Source organism: Acinetobacter sp. BD54 (assembly GCF_044778325.1).
Lineage (GTDB): Bacteria > Pseudomonadota > Gammaproteobacteria > Pseudomonadales > Moraxellaceae > Acinetobacter > Acinetobacter baumannii.
The window spans coordinates 345,472-368,802 of record NZ_JANJEP010000002.1; the positions used below are offsets into that span (position 1 = coordinate 345,472).

At 39.0% G+C, this 23,331-nt stretch carries 22 protein-coding genes; 14 read left to right on the forward strand and 8 right to left on the reverse strand.

Annotated elements, in window-relative coordinates; all coding sequences use genetic code 11:
- Positions 1-4: 4 nt before the first annotated feature.
- Positions 5-1,471: an MFS transporter gene (locus NQ782_RS04410; RefSeq protein WP_057093731.1), complete on the forward strand. Its 1,467-nt coding sequence runs from the start codon at positions 5-7 to the stop codon at positions 1,469-1,471.
- 61 nt (positions 1,472-1,532) lie between these two features.
- On the opposite strand, the gene NQ782_RS04415 is transcribed toward NQ782_RS04410, so the two are convergent.
- Positions 1,533-2,717 (reverse strand): hypothetical protein, encoded by a 1,185-nt coding sequence (locus NQ782_RS04415; RefSeq protein WP_057093733.1) that lies wholly within the window; start codon positions 2,715-2,717, stop codon positions 1,533-1,535.
- A gap of 439 nt (positions 2,718-3,156) precedes the next feature.
- Between NQ782_RS04415 and tauA the strand changes: the two genes are divergently transcribed.
- From tauA to tauD, 4 genes are read left to right on the forward strand one after another with little or no spacing between them, the layout of a single operon-like run.
- Positions 3,157-4,197 (forward strand): taurine ABC transporter substrate-binding protein, encoded by a 1,041-nt coding sequence (tauA, locus tag NQ782_RS04420; protein WP_086230961.1) that lies wholly within the window; start codon positions 3,157-3,159, stop codon positions 4,195-4,197.
- 9 nt (positions 4,198-4,206) lie between these two features.
- A complete protein-coding gene (locus tag NQ782_RS04425) occupies positions 4,207-5,001 on the forward strand; it encodes a taurine ABC transporter ATP-binding protein (RefSeq protein WP_057094703.1) in 795 nt (264 codons plus the stop codon).
- Positions 4,998-5,867, forward strand: a complete 870-nt coding sequence (gene tauC, locus NQ782_RS04430; protein ID WP_001092659.1) for a taurine ABC transporter permease TauC — start codon at positions 4,998-5,000, stop codon at positions 5,865-5,867. The genes NQ782_RS04425 and tauC overlap by 4 nt, the downstream gene beginning before the upstream one ends.
- An 8-nt stretch (positions 5,868-5,875) precedes the next feature.
- Positions 5,876-6,757: a taurine dioxygenase gene (tauD, locus tag NQ782_RS04435; protein WP_057094701.1), complete on the forward strand. Its 882-nt coding sequence runs from the start codon at positions 5,876-5,878 to the stop codon at positions 6,755-6,757.
- A gap of 67 nt (positions 6,758-6,824) precedes the next feature.
- Here the strand turns inward: tauD and NQ782_RS04440 are convergent, their stop codons facing one another.
- Both NQ782_RS04440 and NQ782_RS04445 read right to left on the reverse strand, forming a co-directional pair.
- Positions 6,825-7,559 (reverse strand): aspartate/glutamate racemase family protein, encoded by a 735-nt coding sequence (locus tag NQ782_RS04440; protein WP_267581179.1) that lies wholly within the window; start codon positions 7,557-7,559, stop codon positions 6,825-6,827.
- Entirely contained in the window at positions 7,556-9,025 is a 1,470-nt protein-coding gene (locus NQ782_RS04445) for an NCS1 family nucleobase:cation symporter-1 (protein WP_032060900.1), read from the reverse strand. Before NQ782_RS04445 ends, NQ782_RS04440 begins: the two co-directional genes overlap by 4 nt.
- Before the next feature lie 397 nt (positions 9,026-9,422).
- On the opposite strand from NQ782_RS04445, the gene NQ782_RS04450 reads away from it, so the two are divergent.
- A complete protein-coding gene (locus NQ782_RS04450; protein ID WP_086230962.1) occupies positions 9,423-10,172 on the forward strand; it encodes a GntR family transcriptional regulator in 750 nt (249 codons plus the stop codon).
- 38 nt (positions 10,173-10,210) lie between these two features.
- Here NQ782_RS04450 and NQ782_RS04455 read toward each other — a convergent pair whose 3' ends face one another.
- Complete coding sequence (locus NQ782_RS04455) at positions 10,211-11,101, reverse strand: LysR family transcriptional regulator (RefSeq protein WP_000375417.1); 891 nt, start codon at positions 11,099-11,101, stop codon at positions 10,211-10,213.
- Between the two features lie 195 nt (positions 11,102-11,296).
- Between NQ782_RS04455 and NQ782_RS04460 the strand changes: the two genes are divergently transcribed.
- The 3 genes from NQ782_RS04460 (at position 11,297) to NQ782_RS04470 (ending at position 14,187) form a co-directional block, all read left to right on the forward strand.
- The gene (locus NQ782_RS04460; RefSeq protein WP_001043290.1) at positions 11,297-11,983 is read left to right on the forward strand and encodes a hydrolase; all 687 of its coding nucleotides are present in this window, start codon (positions 11,297-11,299) and stop codon (positions 11,981-11,983) included.
- Positions 11,984-12,093: 110 nt separating this feature from the next.
- Positions 12,094-13,968, forward strand: a complete 1,875-nt coding sequence (locus NQ782_RS04465; RefSeq protein WP_057094695.1) for an amidohydrolase — start codon at positions 12,094-12,096, stop codon at positions 13,966-13,968.
- Positions 13,969-14,025: 57 nt separating this feature from the next.
- Positions 14,026-14,187: a DUF1427 family protein gene (locus tag NQ782_RS04470; RefSeq protein ID WP_000784879.1), complete on the forward strand. Its 162-nt coding sequence runs from the start codon at positions 14,026-14,028 to the stop codon at positions 14,185-14,187.
- Between the two features lie 69 nt (positions 14,188-14,256).
- Here the strand turns inward: NQ782_RS04470 and arsC are convergent, their stop codons facing one another.
- Positions 14,257-14,685 (reverse strand): arsenate reductase (glutaredoxin), encoded by a 429-nt coding sequence (arsC, locus tag NQ782_RS04475; protein ID WP_005111096.1) that lies wholly within the window; start codon positions 14,683-14,685, stop codon positions 14,257-14,259.
- An 84-nt stretch (positions 14,686-14,769) separates the two neighbouring features.
- Between arsC and NQ782_RS04480 the strand changes: the two genes are divergently transcribed.
- Both NQ782_RS04480 and arsB read left to right on the forward strand, forming a co-directional pair.
- On the forward strand, positions 14,770-15,099 hold the full coding sequence (locus NQ782_RS04480) for a metalloregulator ArsR/SmtB family transcription factor (RefSeq protein WP_000610147.1): 330 nt from the start codon (positions 14,770-14,772) through the stop codon (positions 15,097-15,099).
- 104 nt (positions 15,100-15,203) lie between these two features.
- Positions 15,204-16,238, forward strand: coding sequence for an ACR3 family arsenite efflux transporter (gene arsB, locus NQ782_RS04485; protein ID WP_057094693.1), 1,035 nt, complete (start codon positions 15,204-15,206; stop codon positions 16,236-16,238).
- 90 nt (positions 16,239-16,328) lie between these two features.
- On the opposite strand, the gene NQ782_RS04490 is transcribed toward arsB, so the two are convergent.
- On the reverse strand, positions 16,329-17,231 hold the full coding sequence (locus NQ782_RS04490; RefSeq protein ID WP_000886383.1) for a LysR family transcriptional regulator: 903 nt from the start codon (positions 17,229-17,231) through the stop codon (positions 16,329-16,331).
- 101 nt (positions 17,232-17,332) lie between these two features.
- On the opposite strand from NQ782_RS04490, the gene NQ782_RS04495 reads away from it, so the two are divergent.
- The 3 genes from NQ782_RS04495 (at position 17,333) to ahpF (ending at position 20,155) form a co-directional block, all read left to right on the forward strand.
- On the forward strand, positions 17,333-17,893 hold the full coding sequence (locus NQ782_RS04495) for a chromate transporter (protein WP_001017021.1): 561 nt from the start codon (positions 17,333-17,335) through the stop codon (positions 17,891-17,893).
- Positions 17,893-18,414, forward strand: coding sequence for a chromate transporter (locus tag NQ782_RS04500; protein ID WP_000501458.1), 522 nt, complete (start codon positions 17,893-17,895; stop codon positions 18,412-18,414). Before NQ782_RS04495 ends, NQ782_RS04500 begins: the two co-directional genes overlap by 1 nt.
- A 175-nt stretch (positions 18,415-18,589) precedes the next feature.
- Positions 18,590-20,155, forward strand: a complete 1,566-nt coding sequence (gene ahpF, locus NQ782_RS04505; RefSeq protein ID WP_057094691.1) for an alkyl hydroperoxide reductase subunit F — start codon at positions 18,590-18,592, stop codon at positions 20,153-20,155.
- A 53-nt stretch (positions 20,156-20,208) separates the two neighbouring features.
- Here the strand turns inward: ahpF and NQ782_RS04510 are convergent, their stop codons facing one another.
- Positions 20,209-22,215, reverse strand: a complete 2,007-nt coding sequence (locus NQ782_RS04510; protein WP_057094689.1) for a triacylglycerol lipase — start codon at positions 22,213-22,215, stop codon at positions 20,209-20,211.
- A gap of 116 nt (positions 22,216-22,331) precedes the next feature.
- Entirely contained in the window at positions 22,332-23,273 is a 942-nt protein-coding gene (locus tag NQ782_RS04515; RefSeq protein ID WP_057094687.1) for an ABUW_2363 family tetratricopeptide repeat lipoprotein, read from the reverse strand.
- Positions 23,274-23,331 lie beyond the last annotated feature (58 nt).

A 23,331-nucleotide genomic window follows, 5' to 3' on the forward strand; every position in this document is an offset into this window, starting at 1 on the left:
TTAAGTGAGCACAAAAGAACTCGATTATAACCACCGTTATGAAATTAAATCTCCCGATGATGTTTCACAATTAATTTCCAAATTTGCAGGGAAGGGTAAATCGAATAAAGTGATTTGGTTGGCACTGATTGGGGTGTTTATTGATGCCTATGATCTAACAACGCTCTCTTTCGGTATTGAGCAAGTCATCACAGAGTTTTCCTTAAGCCCTGTCATGACAGGTGTGGTGGCTTCAGCAATTGTCTGCGGAACCATTGTGGGTAACCTGATTGGTGGTTGGCTGACAGATAAAATCGGCCGTTATCGAGTCTTCATGGCGGATATGGTGCTCTTTGTCATTGCGGCAATTGTTGCTGGTTTTGCACCGAATGTATGGGTTTTGATTTTAGCCCGATTTATTATGGGAATTAGTGTTGGTATTGATTTACCCGTTGCAATGTCATACTTATCTGAGTTTTCCAAATTTAATGGTAGTAGCAATAAGGCAGCGCGTTTAGCCGCATGGTGCCCAATGTGGTATGCCGCTTCTTCGGTGTGTTTTGGCCTAGTTCTGGCGCTTTATTTTCTTTTACCCCCTGAGCATAGCAACTGGTTATGGCGAGCATCTTTAATTTTCGGAGCAGTGCCAGCGTTACTCATTATTTTTATTCGCGGTAAATATTTAACTGAATCACCCATTTGGCTTGCAAACCAAGGCGATTTAAAGGGGGCAGCTCAAGTTCTACAAGAATCCTATGCAATTAATGCAGTCGCTACAGTTGAAAAAGTAGAAAGAACTGCTGAAAAGAAAAAGCGCGAGGGGTTTGCGATTTTATTTAATAAAACCTATTTGCCAAGAACTATTGTGGCCATTGTGATTCACATTTCGGTGGCATTTCAGTACACGACCATTGCCTTCTTTTTACCTTCTATTTTAACGCGATTCTTTCATACAGATGTCTTGACGACCATTACCACCACACTTGGACTTAATTTACTATTTGCATTTACGGGCGGGCTGTTAGGTGTATTTGTTGCCAGCAGATTTAAATCTCGTCATGTTCTACTTACAGGCTTTTTACTCCAGTTTATAGCTCTCATTGCCTTGGCATTAATTGGTGAACCCGGTAATAGCTTTTTACTCTACACCGCAATTGGCATGCTCGGTTTGTGGCTTTTTGCTGAAGGTTTTGGGCCAGGTGCACAAATGATGGTTTATCCAACTATGGCTTATCCAGCTTCGATTCGTGGTGTTGGTGTTGGCTTTAACCGTGCAGTAACGGGTGTTGCTCAAGCAATTGCCTTGTTTGTTTTACCAATCTGGATGGCGGGATATAAAACTGATGTTTACCTGATTATTTCTATTTTTGCGTTTATTCCTTTAATTGTGATTGGGCTACTGATTAAGTTTGAGCCTACCGCCCAAGATGTCGATGTGATTGATGAAGATAAAACAGAACTTCCTCTCAATAATTCACCAGTAATCGATTAGAGTAAAAATAAATATCTAGATAAAAACAAAGGCCAACATCTGTTGGCCTTTATTTTTAGAATTAGAAGTAATAAGCAAAAATCACAAATGCTTTTTTATTCCATTTATCATTGCTTCCACCAGCCGCAAGGCCTTCACTGTCTCCTAGATATGGATCGTGTTTACCCATCAGCAACTCGGCTTGTACTGTCAATTTTTGATAGTTAAACGCAATGCCGGGAATAAAACGGGTGGAGTCTTTAAAGCCATCTTGCTCTTTTCGATAAGAACTATAGTTCAAGTATGGGCGAACAGAGGTAATTGGGCCAAACTGCTGAGGAAATAAATAGCTCAGTTCGGCTGAATAAATCTGACCTTTGGTTGCCGAGTTAAATGAATAATCGAAACCGCCCAAAGTCAGATGATCTTTATATTGGGTGTCGGCATTATCAATGTCTTGATAACCAGCCAAAAGCTGTAAATTCCATTGGTTGTAATTGGTATTGCTAAAAACCGAATAAACTTGGCGATCGCCATCTTGCCCTGAACGCTTATTTTCAATGGTGGAATACCATGCGGAGGCGCCAAGTTGAGTAGAGAAATTTTCTTGGCCTAAGATATTCTTAAAGGTATGAGCACCGCGAATAACAATGGAGTTCTTTTCTTGGGTATTAGTGCCTTGCGGTACAGTGTCATCTGCATTGACAGGGTTGATACTAAATCGACTCGAGTCTTTGCTTTTACCTCTATAAGTGCCACCATCGGTAGGATAAAAGGCGAGTTGTGCTTCATTGGTTCCATCATTGAAATCATATTTCACCCCAAGGTTATGTACATCTTCCCAACCTGCACTATTGGCAATGCCTAAATAATAAGTATTTCCCCAAAAGCGGCCCAAGCCAAAAGGAACTGGGTTTAAGCCAGCAATAATTTTACTGTTGTCATTAATTTTATAACCCAACCACGCATCGGTAAGCCAGTTGGCATCGCCTAAACGTCCATAATACTCATAAACCCGATAATCTAAACGACCAATCCATTTCGGAGAGTTGTAATCTAACCATAATACTGCGTCATTAAAAGAAAATTTACTGGTAGTGGGATCAGAGTCAAAATCATAAACATATTTGGCTCGAACAGTACCGCTTACTTTAAGTTGACCTTCTTCAGCATTGCCAAAGGTAAGGGCTGCATGACTTGAGAGGCTGAATGTAAGCAAAGACGTTGTAATTAATGTTTTTGTCAAAATTTGAGAATGTTTAAACAAAAGAATTTTTCTCCTCTTAAAAATAAAAATTAAATTTGCCTCATGTATAAACCAGGAAAAGATTTGTCCAAATCTTAATATTTGCAGAAGATTCAAGATAAAAAGATAATAAAATCTGTACTTTATATAAAAGAATGAAAATTAATGAGATGCAAAACTCTGGATATAAAGACAAAAATAAAAATGATGAAATGAGTAGGATAAAATACTTAGAAGATGTGTGTCAGCCTTTTCACATCTTATCTTTTGTGAATATCGTTTTTAATTATTGATATATAAGTAATTTAATTTTACCACTAATCTGTAAGTTTGCTTGAAATTTGCTTTTTACCAAAAGATAAAAACTTATGAAGAAAAGTTATTTATAAAAACCAGATAAGCAACTCATATTTTTTTATTTTTCATTATAAGGCCAGCTGCATACCATGAGCTTATATTATTGAAAGATCATGAAATTATGAGCACGAAGACCAAACCGTTGATTATCACGGCAATTGTTATAGTCGCTATTGTTGCATTTATCGTATGGCAAAATAAAAAAGACAATAATACAAGTGCTTCAGTTCGTGACAATAAACCTGTCGTGATTGCTTATCAAACTGGGGTTGACCCAAGCAAAGTTGCACAGGCGAATGGAGACTATGAAAAACATAGTCAACGTACTATTCAATGGAAAAAATTTGATGCGGGTTCAGATGTAGTTAATGCACTTGCTTCAGGTGATGTCGTACTTGGTAATATTGGTTCAAGCCCACTTGCTGCCGCGGCAAGCCGTAATTTACCGATTGAGGTGTTCTTAATTACTTCAAAACTTGGTGCATCTGAAGCACTCGTGGTGAGTAATAAATCAGGCATTAAAACTCCTCAAGATTTAATTGGCAAAACTATTGCTGTACCGTTTGTTTCGACAACCCATTACAGCCTTTTGTCTGCACTTAAACATTGGAATATTCCAGAAGACAAAGTAAAAATTATTAACTTGCGTCCACCTGAAATTTCAGCTGCTTGGGAACGTGGTGATATTGATGCTGCCTATGTGTGGGAACCTGCTTTAAGTAAAGCCAAAGCATCTGGTACGGTTTTAACAGACTCAAAACAAGTGGGTGAATGGGGCGCTCCAACTTATGACTTATGGGTTGTGCGTAAAGATTTTGCAGAAAAAAATCCTGACTTTTTAAAAGCTTTTGTCCAAATCACACTTGAGCAACTCGAAAAATATAACCAAGAGCCAGCCGCTTACGTTAAAGATGCTGATAACGTGCAAAAAATTGCGCAGCTCACAGGTTCTGATGCAAAAGATATCCCGCTTTTATTAAGTGGAAATATTTACCTTGACCATGCTCAGCAAAAACAAACGTTAGATGGTGAATTTGCGCAAAATATTTTTGATACAGCGAAGTTCTTAAAAGGTCAGGGCAAAGTCGATCAACTTAAAGCCGATTATAAAGGCAATGTGAATTCTTCATTTTTGCAGCCTTAAGGAGTTGTCATGAGTGTACTTGAAGCCAAACATATTCATCTGACTTTTCCTAAACAGCAAAAGCCAGTTTTACAAGACATTAACCTAACCATTGAAGAAGGTTCTTTAACCGTGATTTTAGGTGAGTCGGGTTGTGGCAAAACAACTTTGCTTAATATCTTGGCAGGGTTTCAAAAGCCGAGTTCTGGTGATGTGCTTGTAAATCATGAAGTCGTAACTGGACCAGATGTAACTCGTGCTGTTGTATTTCAAGATCACGCCTTACTTCCTTGGTTGAATGTTGCAGATAATGTTGGCTTCGCTTTGCAGTTAAAAGGTTTAAAGCGTGCAGAGATTGAGAAACAAGTGAGTGCAATTTTAAAAATTGTGGGTTTAAGTCACGTTGAAAAAGCCAATATCTGGGAACTTTCCGGTGGTATGAAACAACGTGTTGGTATTGCCAGAGCTTTGGTCAGTCACGCGCCGTTTATTTTATTAGATGAACCTTTTGCCGCATTAGATGCTTTTACGCGTGAAAACATGCAGCAGTTAGTGCTCGATTTATGGATTCAACAAAATAAAAGCTTCTTTTTGATTACTCATGACATTGAAGAAGCATTATTACTCAGCAATCAGCTGGTACTAATGACAGCGCATCCAGGCAAAATTGTAGAAACTCTACACCTCGATTTTGCCCAACGGTACCGTCAGGGTGAGTCTATTCGCTCAATTAAATCGGATTCTCAATTTATTCAGCTCAGAGAACAGCTATTTGAAAGTTTAAGGGCACAAAAACAAAGCGGTAAGGAGGCGTTACCTACATGAACACTAAAGATAACGTCTATGAATATGACAAAGCAGAGCTTAAACCTGAGTTAAATGTGCAAACAGAAAATGCTTCATTTCTATCATCATTTTTTGAGAAGCATCGTACTTTGGTGGTCAGCATAATCAGTGTGGGAAGTGTAGTTGCACTCTGGTTCCTCATTACTGCTTTGCATGTTGTACCTGAACTGTTTTTACCGAGTCCACAGGCAGTCTGGCAAAAATTTATATCGGTCAGCCAAGAAGGCTTTATGAAAGCAACTTTGTGGCAACATTTGGCAGCCAGCATTTCTCGTGTATTTTTAGCTTTGATTGCTGCCGTGGTGATTGGTGTTCCGCTGGGTTTGTGGATGGGGCTGAACAAATGGGTTCGTGCTGTTCTAGATCCTTTGGTTGAATTATTACGTCCAATTCCACCGTTAGCTTATTTGCCATTACTTGTTATTTGGTTCGGTATTGGTGAAACCACAAAAGTACTTTTGATTTTCTTCTCGATTTTGGCGCCAGTCATTATTAGTAGTGCGCATGGTGTGTTAAGCCATCAGCTTAATCGTGAACGTGCGGCATTGTCATTAGGGGCAAGCCAGTCACAAGTCTTTTGGCATGTCATTTTACCAACGGCTTTGCCTCATATTATTACCGGTATTCGTATTGGTCTTGGGGTGGGCTGGTCAACATTAGTTGCAGCTGAGTTGGTTGCAGCGGACCGTGGTATTGGTTTTATGGTGCAATCGGCAGCACAGTTCTTAATTACCGATACGGTGATTCTGGGCATTATTGTGATTGCGATTGTCGCAGTTAGTTTTGAGCTGTTTTTACGTTGGTTACAAAAACAGTTTTCTCCTTGGTATGGTCAGCAGTTGTAGTAAAGAAGATGAATACAGTAGTAGCAAACTTAAATATAGAATTGATCAAGCCTACCATTGGCGCAATTATTCACGATATTGATTTGAATGCGTTAAATGAACAGACAACGCAACAAATCCAGCAGGCTTTGCTTGATCATCAGGTCATTTTTTTTCGAAAGCAACAATTAGCACCACAAGCACAAGCAGACTTGGCACGTAGTTTTGGCACCTTACATGTGCACCCGATTTATCCTTCAATTGAAGATGTACCTGAGGTGATGGTGCTCGACAGTTGGAAACAAGATTTGCGTGACAATGAACTTTGGCATACAGATGTGACTTTTAGTAAAACTCCACCTTTAGGTTGTGTGTTGCAAGCTATTAAAATTCCACCTGTAGGCGGTGACACGTTGTGGTCGAGCAACACAGCAGCTTTTAAAGGGCTTCCGCTTGAGTTACAGCAAAAATTGCGTGGCTTAACTGCAACGCACGATATTCGTAAGTCTTTTCCGCTTGAGCGTTTTGCCCATAACGAAAAAGAGCGTGAAAAGCTTTTGCAAACCTTTAAGCGTAACCCACCAGTGGTTCACCCAGTGGTGCGTACTCATCCGGTTACAGGTGAGCCTTTGTTGTTCGTAAGTGAGGGTTTTACCACACACATTAATGAGTTATCCGAACAAGAAAGTGAGCAATTACTTAATTTCTTGTTTGAACATGCGACCCAAGAACAATTTCATTTACGCTGGAAATGGCAAGACGGTGACGTCGCGATTTGGGATAACCGTTGCACACAACATAAAGCATTATTTGATTATGGCGATGCTCATCGCATCATGCACCGCGCAACTATTAATGGTGATGTGCCATTTTATAAAGAAGAACAACAACCAGAGTTAGCAGAGGCTTAATTCCTTTAATTATTCTTTATTTCAATTCCAACTCTGAGTTTTGAGCTGGAATTGAAATATTAACTCTTTAGCGCATTCCAAATCCTGACAATATGCCTGTGTAGTTCTTTACAGGAGGTGAGGCCCAATCACCAACTTTGCTGGTTTTTAAATTTAACTGAACTAACATTTCAGCTTGTTTAACTGCTGCTGCAACGCCGTCAATAACAATCACTTCCAATTCGTTTTGTAGTTTTAGGCATAAATCACTCATACCTGCACAGCCTAAAACAATTGCATCGCTTTTATCTTCTGCGAGTGCTTTTTTGCACTCATCTCGTATTTTTCGATAAGCATCTGAGTCAGGAAGCTCTAACTCTTCAACTGCAATGTCACAAGCTCGAACATTTTTGCAAAATGGTGTAGCACCATAGCGATGAGCCAGATGCCAGCTCATATTTACTGTGCGTTGTAAGGTTGTGACCACACTAAAACCAGTACTGACATAACTTGCAGTTCGCATAGCTGCTTCTGCGATCCCAATCACAGGAGCTGAAGTCATTTCACGGGCAGCATAAAGCGCAGGATCACCAAAACAGGCAATAATATAGGCATCTACATTTAGCTGTTCACCCTGGCGTATTTCTTCTAACACACCTACTGCACTTAGAGCTTCATCATAATAACTTTCAATTGTTGCAGGGCCCATTTGAGGACTTACAGCAATAATTTGAGTATCAGAATTTGCGACTATCTTTGCTGATGCAGCAATTTTGTCAGTCATGCTTTGGGTGGTATTAGGATTAATAATTTTAATTTTCATTGTACTTTTACCTTAGTCATTGCCGATTTAGCATGGGCAAGCGGTTGGTTAAGAAATCGGTAAATGACAAAACCGAATCCCATCCCAATAAACCATGTGAAATTAGCCAGCCCAGACAGTTGTGGTAAAAGTACGCAGAGAATAGGAATTAATGAAGCTGGAATTAAGGCATAAAAGGCAGAGTGGTTATAACCATTTTTGTACCAATACGAGCCTTGAGTATCTAAAGTATATAAATCATCTACCACAATTTTTTGTTTTTTAACGAGGTAAAAATCGGCGAGCAATACACCAAAAAGTGGACCGATAAATGCGCCTAAAATATCAATGGTGTAATGGATCACTTGAGGGTTATTAAACAGGTTCCATGGGGTAATGAAAATTGAACCTACTGCTGCAATCATTCCACCCATACGCCAGCTAATTTTGCTCGGTGAAACATTAGAAAAATCAAATGCAGGTGAAACAAAATTAGCGACAATATTAATTCCGATAGTGGCAATCATTAAGGTCAAACTACCTAAAATCACCACAAAAGTATTATCAAGTTTACCGACCATCTCGACAGGGTCTGTAATAAGTTTTCCATATACTGGAAGCGTTGCCGCAATACACACCACAGTAAGTAAAGAAAAGCCTAAGAAGTTAATTGGTAAGCCAAGAAAATTCCCCATTTTAATCGCGTTAAAGCTTTTACCATAACGAGAGAAGTCGCCAAAATTCAGCATCGGCCCTGAGAAATATGAGACAACGAGCGCAATAGCACCAATCATGACTGGTACAACTGCAAAACCGTCGTATTGAACCCCACTTAAATTTAAATCAATATTCTGCCAGCCAGCTTTCCAGATCAGCCAGACTGCCATTGCAAACATCACAACGTAGACAGCCGGACCTGCCCAGTCAATAAACTTACGAATGCTGTCCATGCCAGACCAGAAAACAATCGCTTGCAGTAGCCAAAGCAGCATGAAGCCAACCCATCCTAAATAGGAAAGCCCGAGAAAGCCGTAAGTTGAAACATCAGCATAGGCTGACCATTCTGGAAAGAACTTTAAAATGACCAATAAAAAGGCACTGGAGGCCAAATAGGTTTGAATGCCATACCATGCGACAGCAATAAGACCACGGATAACAGCAGGAATATTTGCACCAAGCACACCGAAAGTGGCACGACAAATCACAGGATAGGGCGTGCCTGTTTGTTGGCTAGACTTGGCAATGAGATTTGTAAAAAACTGAACAATTGCAATGCCGATCAGTAAAGATAGAAGTACCTGCCAGCTATTGAGCCCGAGTGCAAAAAGGCTCCCAGCCATGACATAACCGCCGACGCTATGAACATCCGACATCCAGAAGGCAAAAATATTATAAGCGCCCCAAGTTTGCTTTTTTAAAGGAGCTAAGTCTTGATTTGTTAGTTTTGCATTATAAGAAGGTTTAATTATCGCTTCGGTATTATTCATCTTGAACACTCACTTCCCTATGTTGGGCGGGCACGTTCTTCAGCAGCTTGAAATACTGACTAAAAGAATGAAATTAAAATTGTGCACAATGTGATATTTAAATTGTGCACAATTTATTGAGCAAAAGTTATGCCAAACTTGAGATGGTGTATTGATGAGTGATTTCGCTTGATACAATTTTGGAATATAAAGAGAGAGATTTATAAACTGAGACGTGCCTAATTTTTATAAAAAGCAAATAAATTTAGGTGTATAAGTGGATATTTAGAGATTTAATATTGAATTGTTCAGCTCAGCATAGATAGTGTGAAAATGAGAGAAATATTTCCAAACGCTTAAGTTAAACTTACACTATTCAAAATAGATGAAGTTCTAAAAAGAGGAGACATTAATAAAAATGGAGAAATCAATGTCATCGAATGCACCAAAAAAAGCCGTAGAAATGAGCAATGATGAAATTGATGACCATATATATAACGCAATTGTAGATGCTATTTTAAATCGACAACTCGCTCCGGGCGCACGTTTAGTTGAAGCACCTTTATGTGAAGCATTTGGTGTAACGCGAGGAGTGTTAAGACGTGTTTTCGTTAAACTTGCACATGATAAGGTTATTGAAATTCAGCCCAATCGTGGGGCACTCATCGCAAAACATAGTGCAAATGAAACAAAAGAAGTCTTTGAAGCACGCAGCATGCTTGAAATCGCCACTGTAAAAAAACTAGCACAAAAGTCTCAGCACCTAGATTTTAGTGAGCTTCGGACTTTAGTAGAACAAGAGTCGGATGAGCGTTTAGCTGGAAATTGGGCCGAGTGGATTAAGCTATCAGGGCAATTTCATTTAAAGCTGATTGAAGCTAATCAAAATTCGATCATGACCAGTTATTTGCAGACACTTATTGCGAGGACTTCGTTATTAATTGGCTTGTATGAAATTCCAAAACATAATAATTGTTCGGCAGATGAACACCGTGCAATTTTGGATGCCATTGAACAAGGTGATGAAAAACGAGCAACTCAATTGATGGAAGAGCATTTAGAAAACTACGCAACCACATTTATTGAAGAAAACAGTACAGTATCTGCCGAGCAAAATTTATTAAATTTATTTAAAAATAAGAAAATTGAAACACCTCAAACTAATTAAAAATCTGGGCCAATTCCTATGGAAAAGGCCCGGATTGGTTATTTTATGGGAATGATTTGACGTGTTAAAAAATCAATAAATAGTTTTACTTTCTTCGATAGAATCTTACGGTTTGGCCATGTGACATATAGGTGAAGCGGCTGACTGGTGTAGTCCTCCAAACATTTCTGTAACTTACCCTCTTTGTAATAAGGTTCTGCAATAAACTCTGGAAGAAAAACAATACCGTGATCTTTTAAACACATATCCAATAATAGTTCACCATTATTACACGTCATCACAGGGAAACAATTAAAAGACACTTCTTTCTGATCTTTTTGAAAAATCAATTTTTTATGTCGGCTATCTTGATAGTAAATTAGAAACTTATGTTCTTTAAGTTCTTCTAAAGAAGTAGGTAATCCATGTTGATTGAAATATTCAGGTGTTGCATATAAATAACGTTGATAGGTATTTAAAATTTTACTATTTGCCAAACTTGGCGCAGATCCATCTAAGCGTATGGTCAGATCAAATTTGTGTTGATTCACATCTAATAGCTGATCTGTCATAAACAAATCAATTTTAATACTGGGATATTTCTCAATAAAGTCTGAAATGATATGTTGAAGGAAAATGTTGCTAAAAGACATGGGCGTATTGAGCTTGAGTTCGCCTTCGGGATATTGCTGGTTATAGCTAATCTCGTAAGTTGCCCATTCAAATTCACTCAATATAACCTTGCAATGTTGGTAAAATTTTTCCCCACAACTGGTCAGATTCATTTGTCTGGTTGTTCGATTTAATAGCGTTGTTTTTAAATCATTTTCGAGGTAGCAAACACGTTTGGCTACCAAATCACGAGAAATATCGAGTGCTCTAGCTGCGCTACTAAAATTCCCATGTTCTACGACACTTACAAAAGTGGAAATACAGTCTAATCGATCCATGGATAACTAAAAATTAAAAAATATATATCCATGATTAAACTATAAAAATTAAAAAGCAATCATTGATTTGATTGTATCCATACAGGATACAGATTCGAGCTGTTTTGCTGTCTATGTTTTTACATTTTTATTTGTTTTGATAATAACCAGTAGGCAATTTTAAAAGCCTTATATAATGAATAATGGAGTTTAGACGTGAATAAATCACTTTTAGAACAACTATCACCAACCAATTGTCAGGTTATTTTTATTGATCACCAGCCGCAAATGGCTTTTGGGGTACAGTCAATAGATCGCCAAGTATTAAAGAATAATACTGTAGGGTTAGCAAAAGCAGCTAAAACATTCAATATTCCTGTCACGATTACGACAGTTGAAACTGAAAGCTTCTCTGGTCATACCTACCCAGAACTTTTAGATGTATTTCCAGATGCTCCTTTACTAGAACGTACTTCAATGAATTCATGGGATGACCAAAAAGTACGTGATTCGCTTGCAAAAAATAATCGTAAAAAAGTGATTGTTTCAGGTTTGTGGACTGAAGTGTGCAATAACACCTTTGCTTTTGGCGCCATGCTTGAAGGCGATTATGAGATTTATATGGTCGCAGATGCTTCAGGCGGTACATCGAAAGAAGCACATGACTACGCCATGCAACGCATGATTCAGGCAGGTGTTGTTCCGGTAACTTGGCAACAAGTATTACTCGAATGGCAGCGTGACTGGGCACACCGTGATACATACGATGCAGTTATGGCGATTGTACGTGAGCATTCTGGTGCTTACGGTATGGGTGTGGACTATGCCTATACGATGGTACATAAGGCACCTGAGCGTACAACATCAAAACATGAAGTACTTGCACCCGTTCCTGCAAAATAAAACAGTACTGATTTAGATAAAGGTATGTCTAGTATTCAATATTTAAGTGATATTAATACAGATATATCTTTATTTTTTTAGAACGATAATTCACAAGAATGGAGTTCAGAATGACCGAAATAAACCTCATACTTAAAAACGGTAAAATCACAACACTAGATCCTCAAAACCCCGAAGTACAAGCAATTGCGATTGCAGATGGTAAAGTCGTCCGCACGGGTACAACTGATGAGGTTATGAAACTCGCAACTCCAACAAGTAAAGTTGTAGACTTAAATGGTCGTCGCGTTATACCGGGTCTAAATGACAGTCATTTGCATATTATTCGTGGTGGCCTAAATTACAATATGGAACTGCGCTGGGAAGGTGTGCCATCCGTTGCAGATGCATTACGCTTGCTTAAAGAGCAAGCAGATAATACGCCAGCTCCACAATGGGTTCGTGTCGTAGGCGGTTGGACTGAATTCCAGTTTGCCGAAAAGCGTTTACCGACTTTAGAAGAAATTAATAAAGCTGCGCCAGATACTCCAGTATTCGTTTTACATCTATATGCCAGTGCCATGCTCAACCGAGCTGCCCTTGATGTATTAGGTTTTAATAAAGACACACCGGACCCGCCGGGTGGCAAGATTGCAAGAGATGAAAAAGGTGAGCCAACAGGACTGTTGCTCGCAACGCCATCCGCTATGATTTTATATTCGACCTTAGGTAAAGCACCGAAATTGCCAGTTGAAGACCAAATCAACTCAACTCGTCATTTCATGCGTGAATTAAACCGATTAGGTATTACTTCAGCAATTGATGCAGGTGGTGGCGGTCAAAACTATCCTGAAGATTATGATGTGATTAAGCAATTGCACAATCAAAATCAAATGACAGTGCGAATTGCTTACAACTTATTTGCTCAAAAGGCAGGTCAAGAGCTTGATGATTATCGCCGTTGGACAGAAATGACATTTCCGGGTGATGGTGATGAATTATTTAGAATGAATGGAGCAGGTGAGAACCTGACGTGGTCAGCGGGTGACTTTGAAGATTTCTATGAGCCACGTCCAGATTTACCAGAAAAAATGGAAGGCGAACTCGAAGCCATTGTAGAACACTTGGCTGAAAAGAAATGGCCATTCCGTATTCATGCAACCTATGATGAAAGTATTAGTCGGTTACTCAATGTATTTGAGCGCGTCAATTCAAAACAGCCATTTGCGACACGATTTATTATTGACCATGCCGAAACTGTATCTGAGCGTAATATCGAACGTATTGGTGCGTTGGGTGGTGGTATCGCGATTCAGCATCGTATGGCATATCAAGGTGAGATTTTCGTAAAACGCTATGGTGCCGAAGCTGCCCAAGCAACGCCACCAGTCAAGAAAATGTTAGAACTCGGTGTACCTGTGGGTGCGGGAACAGATGCGACTCGTGTTGCATCTTATAACCCTTGGGTGTGTTTGTATTGGCTGACTACAGGTAAAACAGTAGGTGGGTTACCTTTGTATGATGAAAAAAATCTATTAGATCGTCAAACCGCCCTCAAACTCTGGACGAAAGGTTCGGCTTGGTTCTCAGGTGAAAAAGATATCAAAGGTTCACTCACAGCAGGGGAACTTGCCGACTTAGTTGTGTTGTCAGATGACTACTTTAAAGTTGAAGCAGAAGATATCCAGTGGATTGAGTCTGTACTCACTGTTTTAGGTGGAAAAGTGGTGTACGCAGGGGCAGAGTTTAAGCAAGACGATCCGCCGTTACCGCCAGCATCTCCAACATGGTCGCCAGTAAAATGCTTCGGTGGTCAGTGGCGTTTATCCGAGAATCGTAATGCGCCTTCCAATCAATCATTACAGTCACAAAGTGTATTGTGTGAATGTGCTAGCAGCTGTGGAATGCATGGACACAGCCACGCTTGGATGCTTGATGTTCCTGTAAATGATAAGGACAAAAAATCTTTCTGGGGCGCACTCGGGTGCTCGTGTTTTGCATTTTAAATAAAACAGTATGGGAACCTGCCTCATTAAATAGTTTGTTTCCTTAAGGTATGTACGATGAAAATGTACTTGTTATCTTTGGCTGTAGGGTTGCTTGTTGGTGTCTTATATTATGTTTTAAATGTTAAGTCACCAGCTCCACCTCTTGTTGCATTAGTCGGTTTATTAGGCATGGTAATAGGAGAGCAACTGCTTCCTTTTATTAAATCCTATTTTTAATCCGTTTCATTCAGAAAAAGCTAAATGGTGCCATGCCATTTAGCTTTTTATATTAATAAATATCTTCAATTACTTTATACGGCGGCCTTGTTCATCAATGATTACTTCGCCATCTTCTTTTGCAAAATAGCTTAAGTTTTGTGAATCTAAAATGTCCAGTACCATCTCAGAAGGGCGGCAAAGTCGCGTGCCTTTTGGTGTAACAACAAATGGGCGATTAATTAAAATTGGATATTGCAACATAAAATCAATTAACTGTTCGTCGGTCCAATGGTTTTGTTCTAACTCTAAATCTTTATAGGGTTCAACATTTTTACGAATTGCTTCACGTACAGTTAGGTTTGAGTCCTTAATGAGTTGGATTAGCTCATCTTTACTTGGTGGTGTTTGCAAATATTCAATAACAATAGGCTCAAACCCAGCATGACGAATAAGCGCCAATGTATTGCGTGAGGTTCCGCAAGCAGGGTTATGGTAAATCTTCACTAGCTCAGTCATGACAAATTTATCGATGAATTAAGATATTGCATTTATATATGGATATCCGTATATTTGCAATAACGAATATATTCTGTTAAAGATATGATCAATCAAGTCGATTTCTTTAAATGTCTATCTGACCAAACTCGGTTAAATATTCTTAAATTAGTTCTAAATAAACAAAATATTTGTGTCTGTGAGCTAACCGAACAGCTTGAGTTGAGCCAACCCAAAATTTCTAGACACTTAGCTTTGTTACGAACTCATGGCGTATTACTGGATGAAAGAAAAGGACAGTGGGTTTATTACAGCTTAAATCCTGATTTACCTGTTTGGGCTTTAGATATTTTAAAGGTGATAGAAAATGACGAGAGTGGGACAAAAGTAAAACAACAAGATCAGTCTTTCATCACGACAACGTGTTGTGATTAATCTTCCTAGATTTCCGTCTTTAAAATTTAGATTTTCTTAGCATAAGTGCATAAGTCATTTGTGTGTATTGAGCAAAATTAATCAATTCTTTCTTCGAGTAGAACATGACTAAACAAGGGCTTTCCTTTTTAGATCGAAACCTGACGCTATGGATTTTTATAGCAATGGCTTTAGGTTTAGCGATTGGAGTTTTCTTTCCTCAGGCATCTGTATCTTTAAATGAATTAAGTGTAGATAACGTTAATATTCCAATCGCAATCGGTTTGGTTTTAATGATGTATCCGCCATTGGCAAAAGTGGACTATGCGGCTTTACCAGAAGTATTTAAGGATAAGAAAACCTTAACTTTATCGCTGGTACAAAACTGGATTATTGCTCCAGTTTTAATGTTTATCCTTGCGATTGTTTTTTTGCATAACTATCCGGAGTATATGACGGGCCTTATTTTGATAGGCTTGGCACGTTGTATTGCAATGGTATTGGTCTGGAATGGCTTAGCTTGTGGTGATAACCAATATGTTGCAGCTTTAGTCGCCTTTAACAGTATTTTTCAGATTTTATTTTTTAGTACCTATGCATGGTTGTTCTTAACTTTCTTGCCGCCATATTTTGGTGTGGCAGGACAAGTGATTGATGTCAATTTCTGGACCATCACACATGCTGTTTTGGTGTACTTAGGTATTCCATTCTTAATGGGTTTCTTGACACGTTTGATTTTAGTCAAGTCGAAAGGGTTGGAATGGTATCAAACTAAATTTTTACCAAAGATCAGCCCGATTAGTTTAATTGCTTTACTTTTTACCATCGTGGCGATGTTTAGTTTAAAAGGTGGCGATGTGGTGAGCTTACCTTTAGATGTATTACGTATTGCGATTCCACTCACAATTTACTTTGTCGTAATGTTCTTTATTAGCTTCTTTATGAGTAAACGGATGGGGAATAATTACCCACGTACAGCGGCAATTTCATTTACCGCGGCAGGTAATAACTTTGAGTTGGCTTTAGCTGTTGCTATTGCAACTTTTGGTTTGGCATCACCAGTTGCTTTTACTACAGTGATCGGGCCATTGGTTGAAGTACCAGTGTTAATCTTACTGGTTTCGGTTTCGCTTTGGTTAAAGAAAAAGTATTACTCTTAAAATCGTAAAATTTATTTGAACTATTTTTTGCTAAAAATGACTTTAAAAAGTGCCTTTATATAGGCATTTTTTATTGCCTAGCTTTTACACTTAGGTCATTGTAGGTAATAGTTTTTGCATGAGTTCAATGAAGTTTGACACTTTAGCTGAGTTTTCATTTTCTCGTGTAATTAAGTAAATAGGCGCATTTAGTTTTATCGAATCATCAAACTCGCGATAGACGATTTCATGATCCCAAAAGTTATGCATTGAAGCGGGCACAATACTAATTCCAATACCAGCAGCCACTAAATTGAGGGTCGCAGTAGGGCGCGGCGCTTCTTGAATAATACGCGGACTAAAACCTGCCTGATAGCAGCTATATAAAATATTGTCATATAAGCCTTGCCCTGAAGAGCGACGGTATAAAACAAAATTTTCTTCTGACAAGTTACTTAAACTAATTTTTTTCTTCTGTGTAAGCGGATGGCCGATAGGTAAGGCCACCACCATTGGCTCGTCTAATATATGAAGATGCTTCAAACCAATATCTCGGCTAATCGGCGCTCTTAAAAAGGCAATATCAAGTTTTTCTGAAATTAACCAGTCCAGTTGCTTTTGACTGCCTGCTTCTTCAAGTTTGGTTTGCACAGCAGGGTACATTTCCCGATATGAACGTAATACGAGTGAAATGAGCGGATGCAAACCTGCGGAACTTGTAAAGCCAATATTGAGTTGTCCAGTTTTACCTTGGCTAACATCTTGGACCAATTGAGGAATATGGCGGGCATGTTCTAATAAAAGTTGTGCTTCTTTAAATAATGCTAAACCTGCTTCTGTCGGTTCAATCCCGCGCGGTTGACGAATAAGTAACTGTGTACCGAGTTCTTGTTCAAGTTTTTTAAGTAAACGCGTTAAAGGTGGCTGTTGAATAAACAAACGGTTTGCTGCATGAGTAATATTTCTTTCTTCAACCACCACTACAAAGGCATGAAGCTTATATAAATCGAGCATAGGAATACCTTTAGGGTATGGTTAATGAAAATAAAAGCATTTGTAGATATATCATAAAAGTATCATTCTATCTTGGTCGGAGAAAGTGAAAAGTAACGAAAATGAACCATGTTGAGATTGCCGTGCAGAAGGATACTGTTCCTACTTGCACAGAGTTATTTTTAGGTTTTTTAACATTAGGTTTAATTGGATTTGGTGGTGTGCTGCCTTTAGCCCGTAAAGTTATTGTAGAGCAAAGGCATTGGTTAAGCCCTGAAAAATTCACTGAGTTACTTGGTCTGTGCCAATTTTTACCGGGCGGCAATATTATTAATTTATCGGTTGCGATTGGCATGGAGTTTCGCGGTGTCCGTGGAGCAGTGAGCTCACTGATTGGTTTAATCTTCGCACCTACCGTAATTGTTGTACTTTTACATTATGTCTATGAGCAGTTCCAAGACAACTTAATGGTTAAACACCTTTTTGAAGGTTTAGGAGCAGCAGCAGCAGGGCTTCTGGTTGCCACAGGTCTGAAAATGCTTAAGCCTTTATTACGTAATCCATTAGCAATCTGTGTTGTGGTAGCGGCAATTGTCAGCATTGCCTTTCTAAAAATTCCTTTACTTTTGACTATGCTGATTTTACTTGCGTTTTATTCAGCCATCATTTGGAGACGTGTGTAATGGGTGCCGTACTACTTACTTTAGCAATCATTTTTACTCAGTTGTCTCTTATCGCATTTGGTGGTGGAAATACGATTTTGCCCGAAATGCAACGCCAAGTAGTCGATATTCATCATTGGATGACGGCGCAAGAATTTAGTGCGTTGTTTGCCATGGCACAAGCTGCACCTGGTCCAAATATGATGATTGTACCTTTGGTAGGGTGGCATGTAGCAGGGTTGTCTGGTCTATTGGTGACGTCTACTGCTAAATTTTTACCGTCATCTCTTATTACTGTATTTGTGATGAGAGGCTGGTCAAAATTCAAAGATAAGAAATGGCGCCGTGTTTTACAGCTTGCTTTACAACCTGTCACTGTGGGAACGGTACTTGCCAGTGCTTGGATTATCTCTGAGGCAGCGGCAATAAATACTTTACTTGTCATTATGGTGGTGATTGCAACTTTATTATCTTTAATTAAAAAGGTTCATCCTTTGCATGTTTTGATTGCTGGGGCTGTATTTGGTGTGGTCTTACTCTAGTTTAACCAGTTTGCCGACCTGCGCTGGGATGAGTTCAGGTTGGCTTTTTTTATTGGAAAAATAATAAAATCTAAAAAACCGATCAAATATATAAAAACATACTGTTTTACCTATTCATTGTTTTAACGTACTATGCATCTATTGAAAGAATTTGGATGCATTGGAGTAAAAACAGATGTTAGATCAAAACATTAAAACTCAATTAAAAGCTTACCTAGAACGTTTAGAAAGTCCAATCGAATTAGTTGCTGCTTTAGATGAATCAGACAAAGCTGCTCAAATTAAAGAATTAGTAACTGAAATCGCTGAGCTTTCTGACAAGGTAACAGCCCGTTTTGACGGTAACAATACACGTCGTCCAAGCTTTGGTGTGGCTAAAGCAGGTGAACAACCTCGTGTGTTCTTCGCAGGCTTACCAATGGGTCATGAGTTTACGTCTTTGATCTTGGCTCTGTTACAAGTGTCTGGCTATGCACCTAAAGTATCGGATGAAGTTTTAAATCAGATTAAAGGCTTAAACCTCAAAGCTAACTTTGATGTGTTTGTATCGCTAAGCTGTCATAACTGTCCGGACGTGGTACAGGCACTTAACCTGATTGCCATTTATAACCCGAACACCACAGCAACCATGATTGATGGTGCATTCTTCCAGAACGAAGTGGAACAACGCAAAATCATGGCTGTGCCGATGGTATTCCAAGACAATGAACACATTGGTCAAGGTCGTATGACGCTTGAAGAGATTGTAGCAAAACTTGATACCAATTCAGCTGAAAAAGACGCAGCAGCACTCAATGCCAAAGATGCGTTTGATGTATTGGTGATTGGTGGTGGACCTGCGGGTGCAACAGCTGCAATCTATGCTGCACGTAAAGGGATTAACACAGGTATCGTAGCTGAACGCTTTGGTGGTCAGGTCATGGATACCATGGACATTGAAAACTTCACTTCTGTGCAAAAGACCCAAGGTCCTAAGTTTGCTGCTGAGATGGAAGCACATGTTCGTGAATACGATGTGGATATCATGAACCTGCAACGTGTCAGCAAAATCACTGGTGCAGACCAAACAGCAAACGGTTTGGTTGAAGTTGAACTTGAAAACGGTGCAAAACTTGAATCGAAAACTGTGATCCTTTCAACAGGTGCACGTTGGAGAGAGATGAATGTACCGGGTGAAGCTGAATACCGTACCCGTGGTGTAGCGTACTGTCCACACTGTGATGGCCCATTGTTCAAAGGCAAACGTGTTGCCGTGATTGGTGGCGGTAACTCAGGTGTAGAAGCGGCGATTGACCTTGCAGGTATTGTTGAGCATGTAACTCTGGTTGAGTTTGACACTAAACTTCGTGCTGACCAAGTCTTGCAAAACAAGTTAAACAGCTTGCCAAACACCACTGTGATTATGAATGCATTAAGCACAGAAGTATTGGGTGACGGTTCACAAGTGACTGGTCTTAAATATAAAGACCGTGCGACTGATGAAGAGCATGTGGTAGAGCTTGCAGGGATCTTTGTACAGATTGGTTTACTTCCAAACACTGACTTCTTAAAAGACAGTGAGGTTGAGTTAACCAACCGTGGTGAGATCATTGTCAATGACCGCAACGAAACCAATGTAAAAGGTGTATTTGCTGCAGGTGACTGTACGACTGTACCGTACAAGCAGATCATTATTGCTACAGGTGAAGGCGCTAAAGCATCACTCTCTGCGTTTGATTACATCATTCGTTCTGGGCAGTAAAATCTAACCTAAAACAAAAGAGCCAAAGGATATCCTTTGGCTCTTTTTATTTTTTATGGTTTATACAAACCATGTTCAACTAAATGCTCTCGTAAAATACGACGTAGTTCTAATACGGCTTGTGGTGTTAACTGAATAGAGTGTCCACCCGGTAGAACTTTCTCAGATTTAGCACCTTCTAAGTGAGCACTTTTATAGGGAACAATACCATCGGTAATTATATTTGGATCATCACTTTTGGTAATGTTGCCCATAATTGAGTGGAAGATTAACCCTTGATGTGGATTAATATTCTCAGTGAGTTCCATAAATTTAGATTGATGGCTTAAGTCGCTTGGTCCATTTTGAATCAGGCCATTATCAATATTATTCAAGAAATCTTTAATATCTAAATTTTCTGTGGTGAGCGAAGTTGCAACAGCTGATAAAAAAGCACCCGGTAAGCGGATAATTTTACGCGCAGCTAATGTGAACCAACGATCGGCATAATCTGTACCTCGGTGTGGCGATGCCAAGAAAATTGCACGATCAAAGTTACTAATTGAATGCATTTGCAGCCGTTCAGTCACCATAGGATGTTTCTTAAAACGGTTTTGCTGACGGATCGTCATCATCTCCAAGGCAGGTTTAGTAATATCAGCATCACTTACAAGTAAACGGCTAATAATTCCTCCCATACTATGACCAACAAGCACCGCATCATGCGCGGCAGGATCACTTGGGTTTAACGAACCGAACGCTTGTTTCAAGAGTGCATAAATCTGGAACCGGCTTTCCAGAATTGGCATATTGGTCGAGTAGAAAACTTGCCAAACTTGATAGTTATCTCTTAAAACAGTATCGCCCATGACATCGTTAGTGAGTGCAATCCATGCCTCAGGACTACTTGCCAAACCATGGACCAACACAATAATTTTTTTGTTTGGATTATAAGGTTCAAGCATATATAAATGCGGCATGGTTAAGTGCTGATCACGATCAATCAAGCTTAAATAAGCCGCTACACCTAGGTTGTTTTCAGCTAACCACAGACCATAAGGAGCTGAGAAGTTTGCAGCTAAAGGATATTGCTTACCAGCGACATTAATATTATCAGTTCGATAAGGATCATAGACCCGAATCACAAATTCTGGGTCATTAATAATTTCTTGAATGGTTTTAGCATGTTTAGGCTCTGCAACAATAGTTGCCGCTAAATAACGTGCATGGTGAATATTTGGATTTACACCATTTTTATAGCTGTAATTAAGTGGATCTAAAATGTATTCATTAATGTCCTCTTTGCCTGAACTTGGGAAGACAGCTACAAATTCGGAACCGAAACCATCACGACGGTTGATTGTTCTTAAACCTGAGAAATTTAAGTTATAACTTGAAATTAATTTTTCTAATTTTTGGCCAGATAATTGTCTATGAAACTCAAAATCAATTGAATATATACTCTTACCAATATGGATTTGTGGTTCTACCACATTTTTTTGTGGATACCTTAAATCATACACACTGACCATTTTGGCAATCGCTTGATTATAAAAGTCGCGTATTTGAACTTGTCTATTATCAAAAATACGATCAGTTGGCTGACGTTTTGTAGAAAACAGATAAGCATAGCTATAACGGATACTCTTATCGAGTAGACTTAACTGTTGATCTAAGCATTCATCATATTTATTTTGAATAACTTTTTGTTCTTCAGTTGGCTTATGTTTAGTGAAACGACTAATTTTACATTCAGAAGAATCTGACAAAGCCATTGCTTTTGCGAGATACATTTCACTCGCAGCCGATAACAGCTGTTCATCTAAAATTTGGGGCAGATTTTTAAGTTGATTAACACAAGTGTCAGGGGAGTCTGTACAGGCCTTAGCTTCTTGCCCTGACATAGACAAAACGTTAAGACTTGCTTCACTTAGTTTATCTTGGGTAAGAATACTATTACGCTCATTTGCAATAGTAACGTTGAGAGCTTGTTGCTTAACATTGACGACCTGACATCCACTCAGGATTGAACCGAGGAGTATGACCGTGAAGAGCGCTGAGTTTCTTTTTCTAACAAACATTATGGTCAAATATGTGGATCAGTAATATGCTGATCATACAAATTTTAAAGTATTTTTCAATTGATCAAACATAAAAAAAGGGCTGTCAAATCAGCCCTTTTATAAGGTTTAAGCGCTTAGTTTTTTGTAGCTGCGCTTGGGGTAGCAGAAGACATAGCAGGGTTTGTTAAAACTTGCCATACATTCCAGCGTCCTTGTTTTTCAATTTCTTGAATTAAACGGTCTGCTACTTCTGCTTCATCAGGGTATTTAACCTTGTAATTTTTTAGAGTCTGAATCGCATTTTTCTTTTGTTCCATTGCAATATAGTTATTTGCAGCGGCTAAATATGCTTCCTGAACATTACCTTTAATAGCTTTATCTAAATACGGAATAGCCTCACGTTGACCACCACCTTCAGACAAACCAAAACCAAACCAGAAATTCGCTTCAGCATCATCTGGATTAATTTTTAAAAGTCTTTGTGCATATTCTAAAGACTTAGTGGTATGAGCAGTACCTAAATCAAGGTTACGGGCAAGTACACTTGCTTTAAAAGCACGAATAAGAATATCAAATGAAGCATCTGGATTAGCAGCTAAAGTATCTAAGCGCTGAGTAACTTCCTTAAGTTTGCTTTCAAAGCCTTTACGTTCTTGACGGTCAGTAAAACGAGGCGGATAGTGGCGCGCTTTACCTTCAACAAGTTGTAAGAAGTCATCAATTTCAGTTACATCAATTTCATTATCGCCCGCTAAAACTGCGTATTTCATTGAACGTTGTGAGTTGTTGACTGTAGGTACGATCAATTTATTCGTATCTAATGTAAGTGTTTTGGTTGGATCGTCCTGACGAGTTACAACCATTTTGGTTACAGGCTGTGCAGCAGCTTCTTTTAAAGCAACTTCAAATGCAGGCGGAGCATCATAATTAAATGGGTTTAATGCATAAAATGGAGGTGTAAGCTCTGGTTCCTTAAAAACAAACGGCTCAATTTTTTGTTCTTTTACAGGTGCCATGGTACACGCTGTTAAACTTGAGGTCGCAAGAAGGATATATGCCAAAGGCTTAAAATTCATAGGATCTTCCGTTCATTTTATAAAGTTAAATAAGGTACAACAAGTCTAGGAAAACCTA

Bases quoted from the DNA above. Each gene is read 5' to 3' on its own strand.
- NQ782_RS04440 (WP_267581179.1), bottom strand. From the start codon at position 7,559: ATGAAAATTAAAATTATTAATCCTAATACCACCCAAAGCATGACTGAC.
- NQ782_RS04455 (WP_000375417.1), bottom strand. From the start codon at position 11,101: ATGGATCGATTAGACTGTATTTCCACTTTTGTAAGTGTCGTAGAACAT.
- arsC (WP_005111096.1), bottom strand. From the start codon at position 14,685: ATGACTGAGCTAGTGAAGATTTACCATAACCCTGCTTGCGGAACCTCA.
- NQ782_RS04490 (WP_000886383.1), bottom strand. From the start codon at position 17,231: ATGCTCGATTTATATAAGCTTCATGCCTTTGTAGTGGTGGTTGAAGAA.
- NQ782_RS04470 (WP_000784879.1), top strand. From the start codon at position 14,026: ATGAAAATGTACTTGTTATCTTTGGCTGTAGGGTTGCTTGTTGGTGTC.
- NQ782_RS04495 (WP_001017021.1), top strand. From the start codon at position 17,333: ATGAACCATGTTGAGATTGCCGTGCAGAAGGATACTGTTCCTACTTGC.
- NQ782_RS04480 (WP_000610147.1), top strand. From the start codon at position 14,770: ATGATCAATCAAGTCGATTTCTTTAAATGTCTATCTGACCAAACTCGG.
- NQ782_RS04515 (WP_057094687.1), bottom strand. From the start codon at position 23,273: ATGAATTTTAAGCCTTTGGCATATATCCTTCTTGCGACCTCAAGTTTA.
- ahpF (WP_057094691.1), top strand. From the start codon at position 18,590: ATGTTAGATCAAAACATTAAAACTCAATTAAAAGCTTACCTAGAACGT.
- NQ782_RS04510 (WP_057094689.1), bottom strand. From the start codon at position 22,215: ATGTTTGTTAGAAAAAGAAACTCAGCGCTCTTCACGGTCATACTCCTC.
- NQ782_RS04445 (WP_032060900.1), bottom strand. From the start codon at position 9,025: ATGAATAATACCGAAGCGATAATTAAACCTTCTTATAATGCAAAACTA.
- tauC (WP_001092659.1), top strand. From the start codon at position 4,998: ATGAACACTAAAGATAACGTCTATGAATATGACAAAGCAGAGCTTAAA.
- NQ782_RS04425 (WP_057094703.1), top strand. From the start codon at position 4,207: ATGAGTGTACTTGAAGCCAAACATATTCATCTGACTTTTCCTAAACAG.
- tauD (WP_057094701.1), top strand. From the start codon at position 5,876: ATGAATACAGTAGTAGCAAACTTAAATATAGAATTGATCAAGCCTACC.
- NQ782_RS04450 (WP_086230962.1), top strand. From the start codon at position 9,423: ATGGAGAAATCAATGTCATCGAATGCACCAAAAAAAGCCGTAGAAATG.
- NQ782_RS04465 (WP_057094695.1), top strand. From the start codon at position 12,094: ATGACCGAAATAAACCTCATACTTAAAAACGGTAAAATCACAACACTA.
- arsB (WP_057094693.1), top strand. From the start codon at position 15,204: ATGACTAAACAAGGGCTTTCCTTTTTAGATCGAAACCTGACGCTATGG.
- NQ782_RS04500 (WP_000501458.1), top strand. From the start codon at position 17,893: ATGGGTGCCGTACTACTTACTTTAGCAATCATTTTTACTCAGTTGTCT.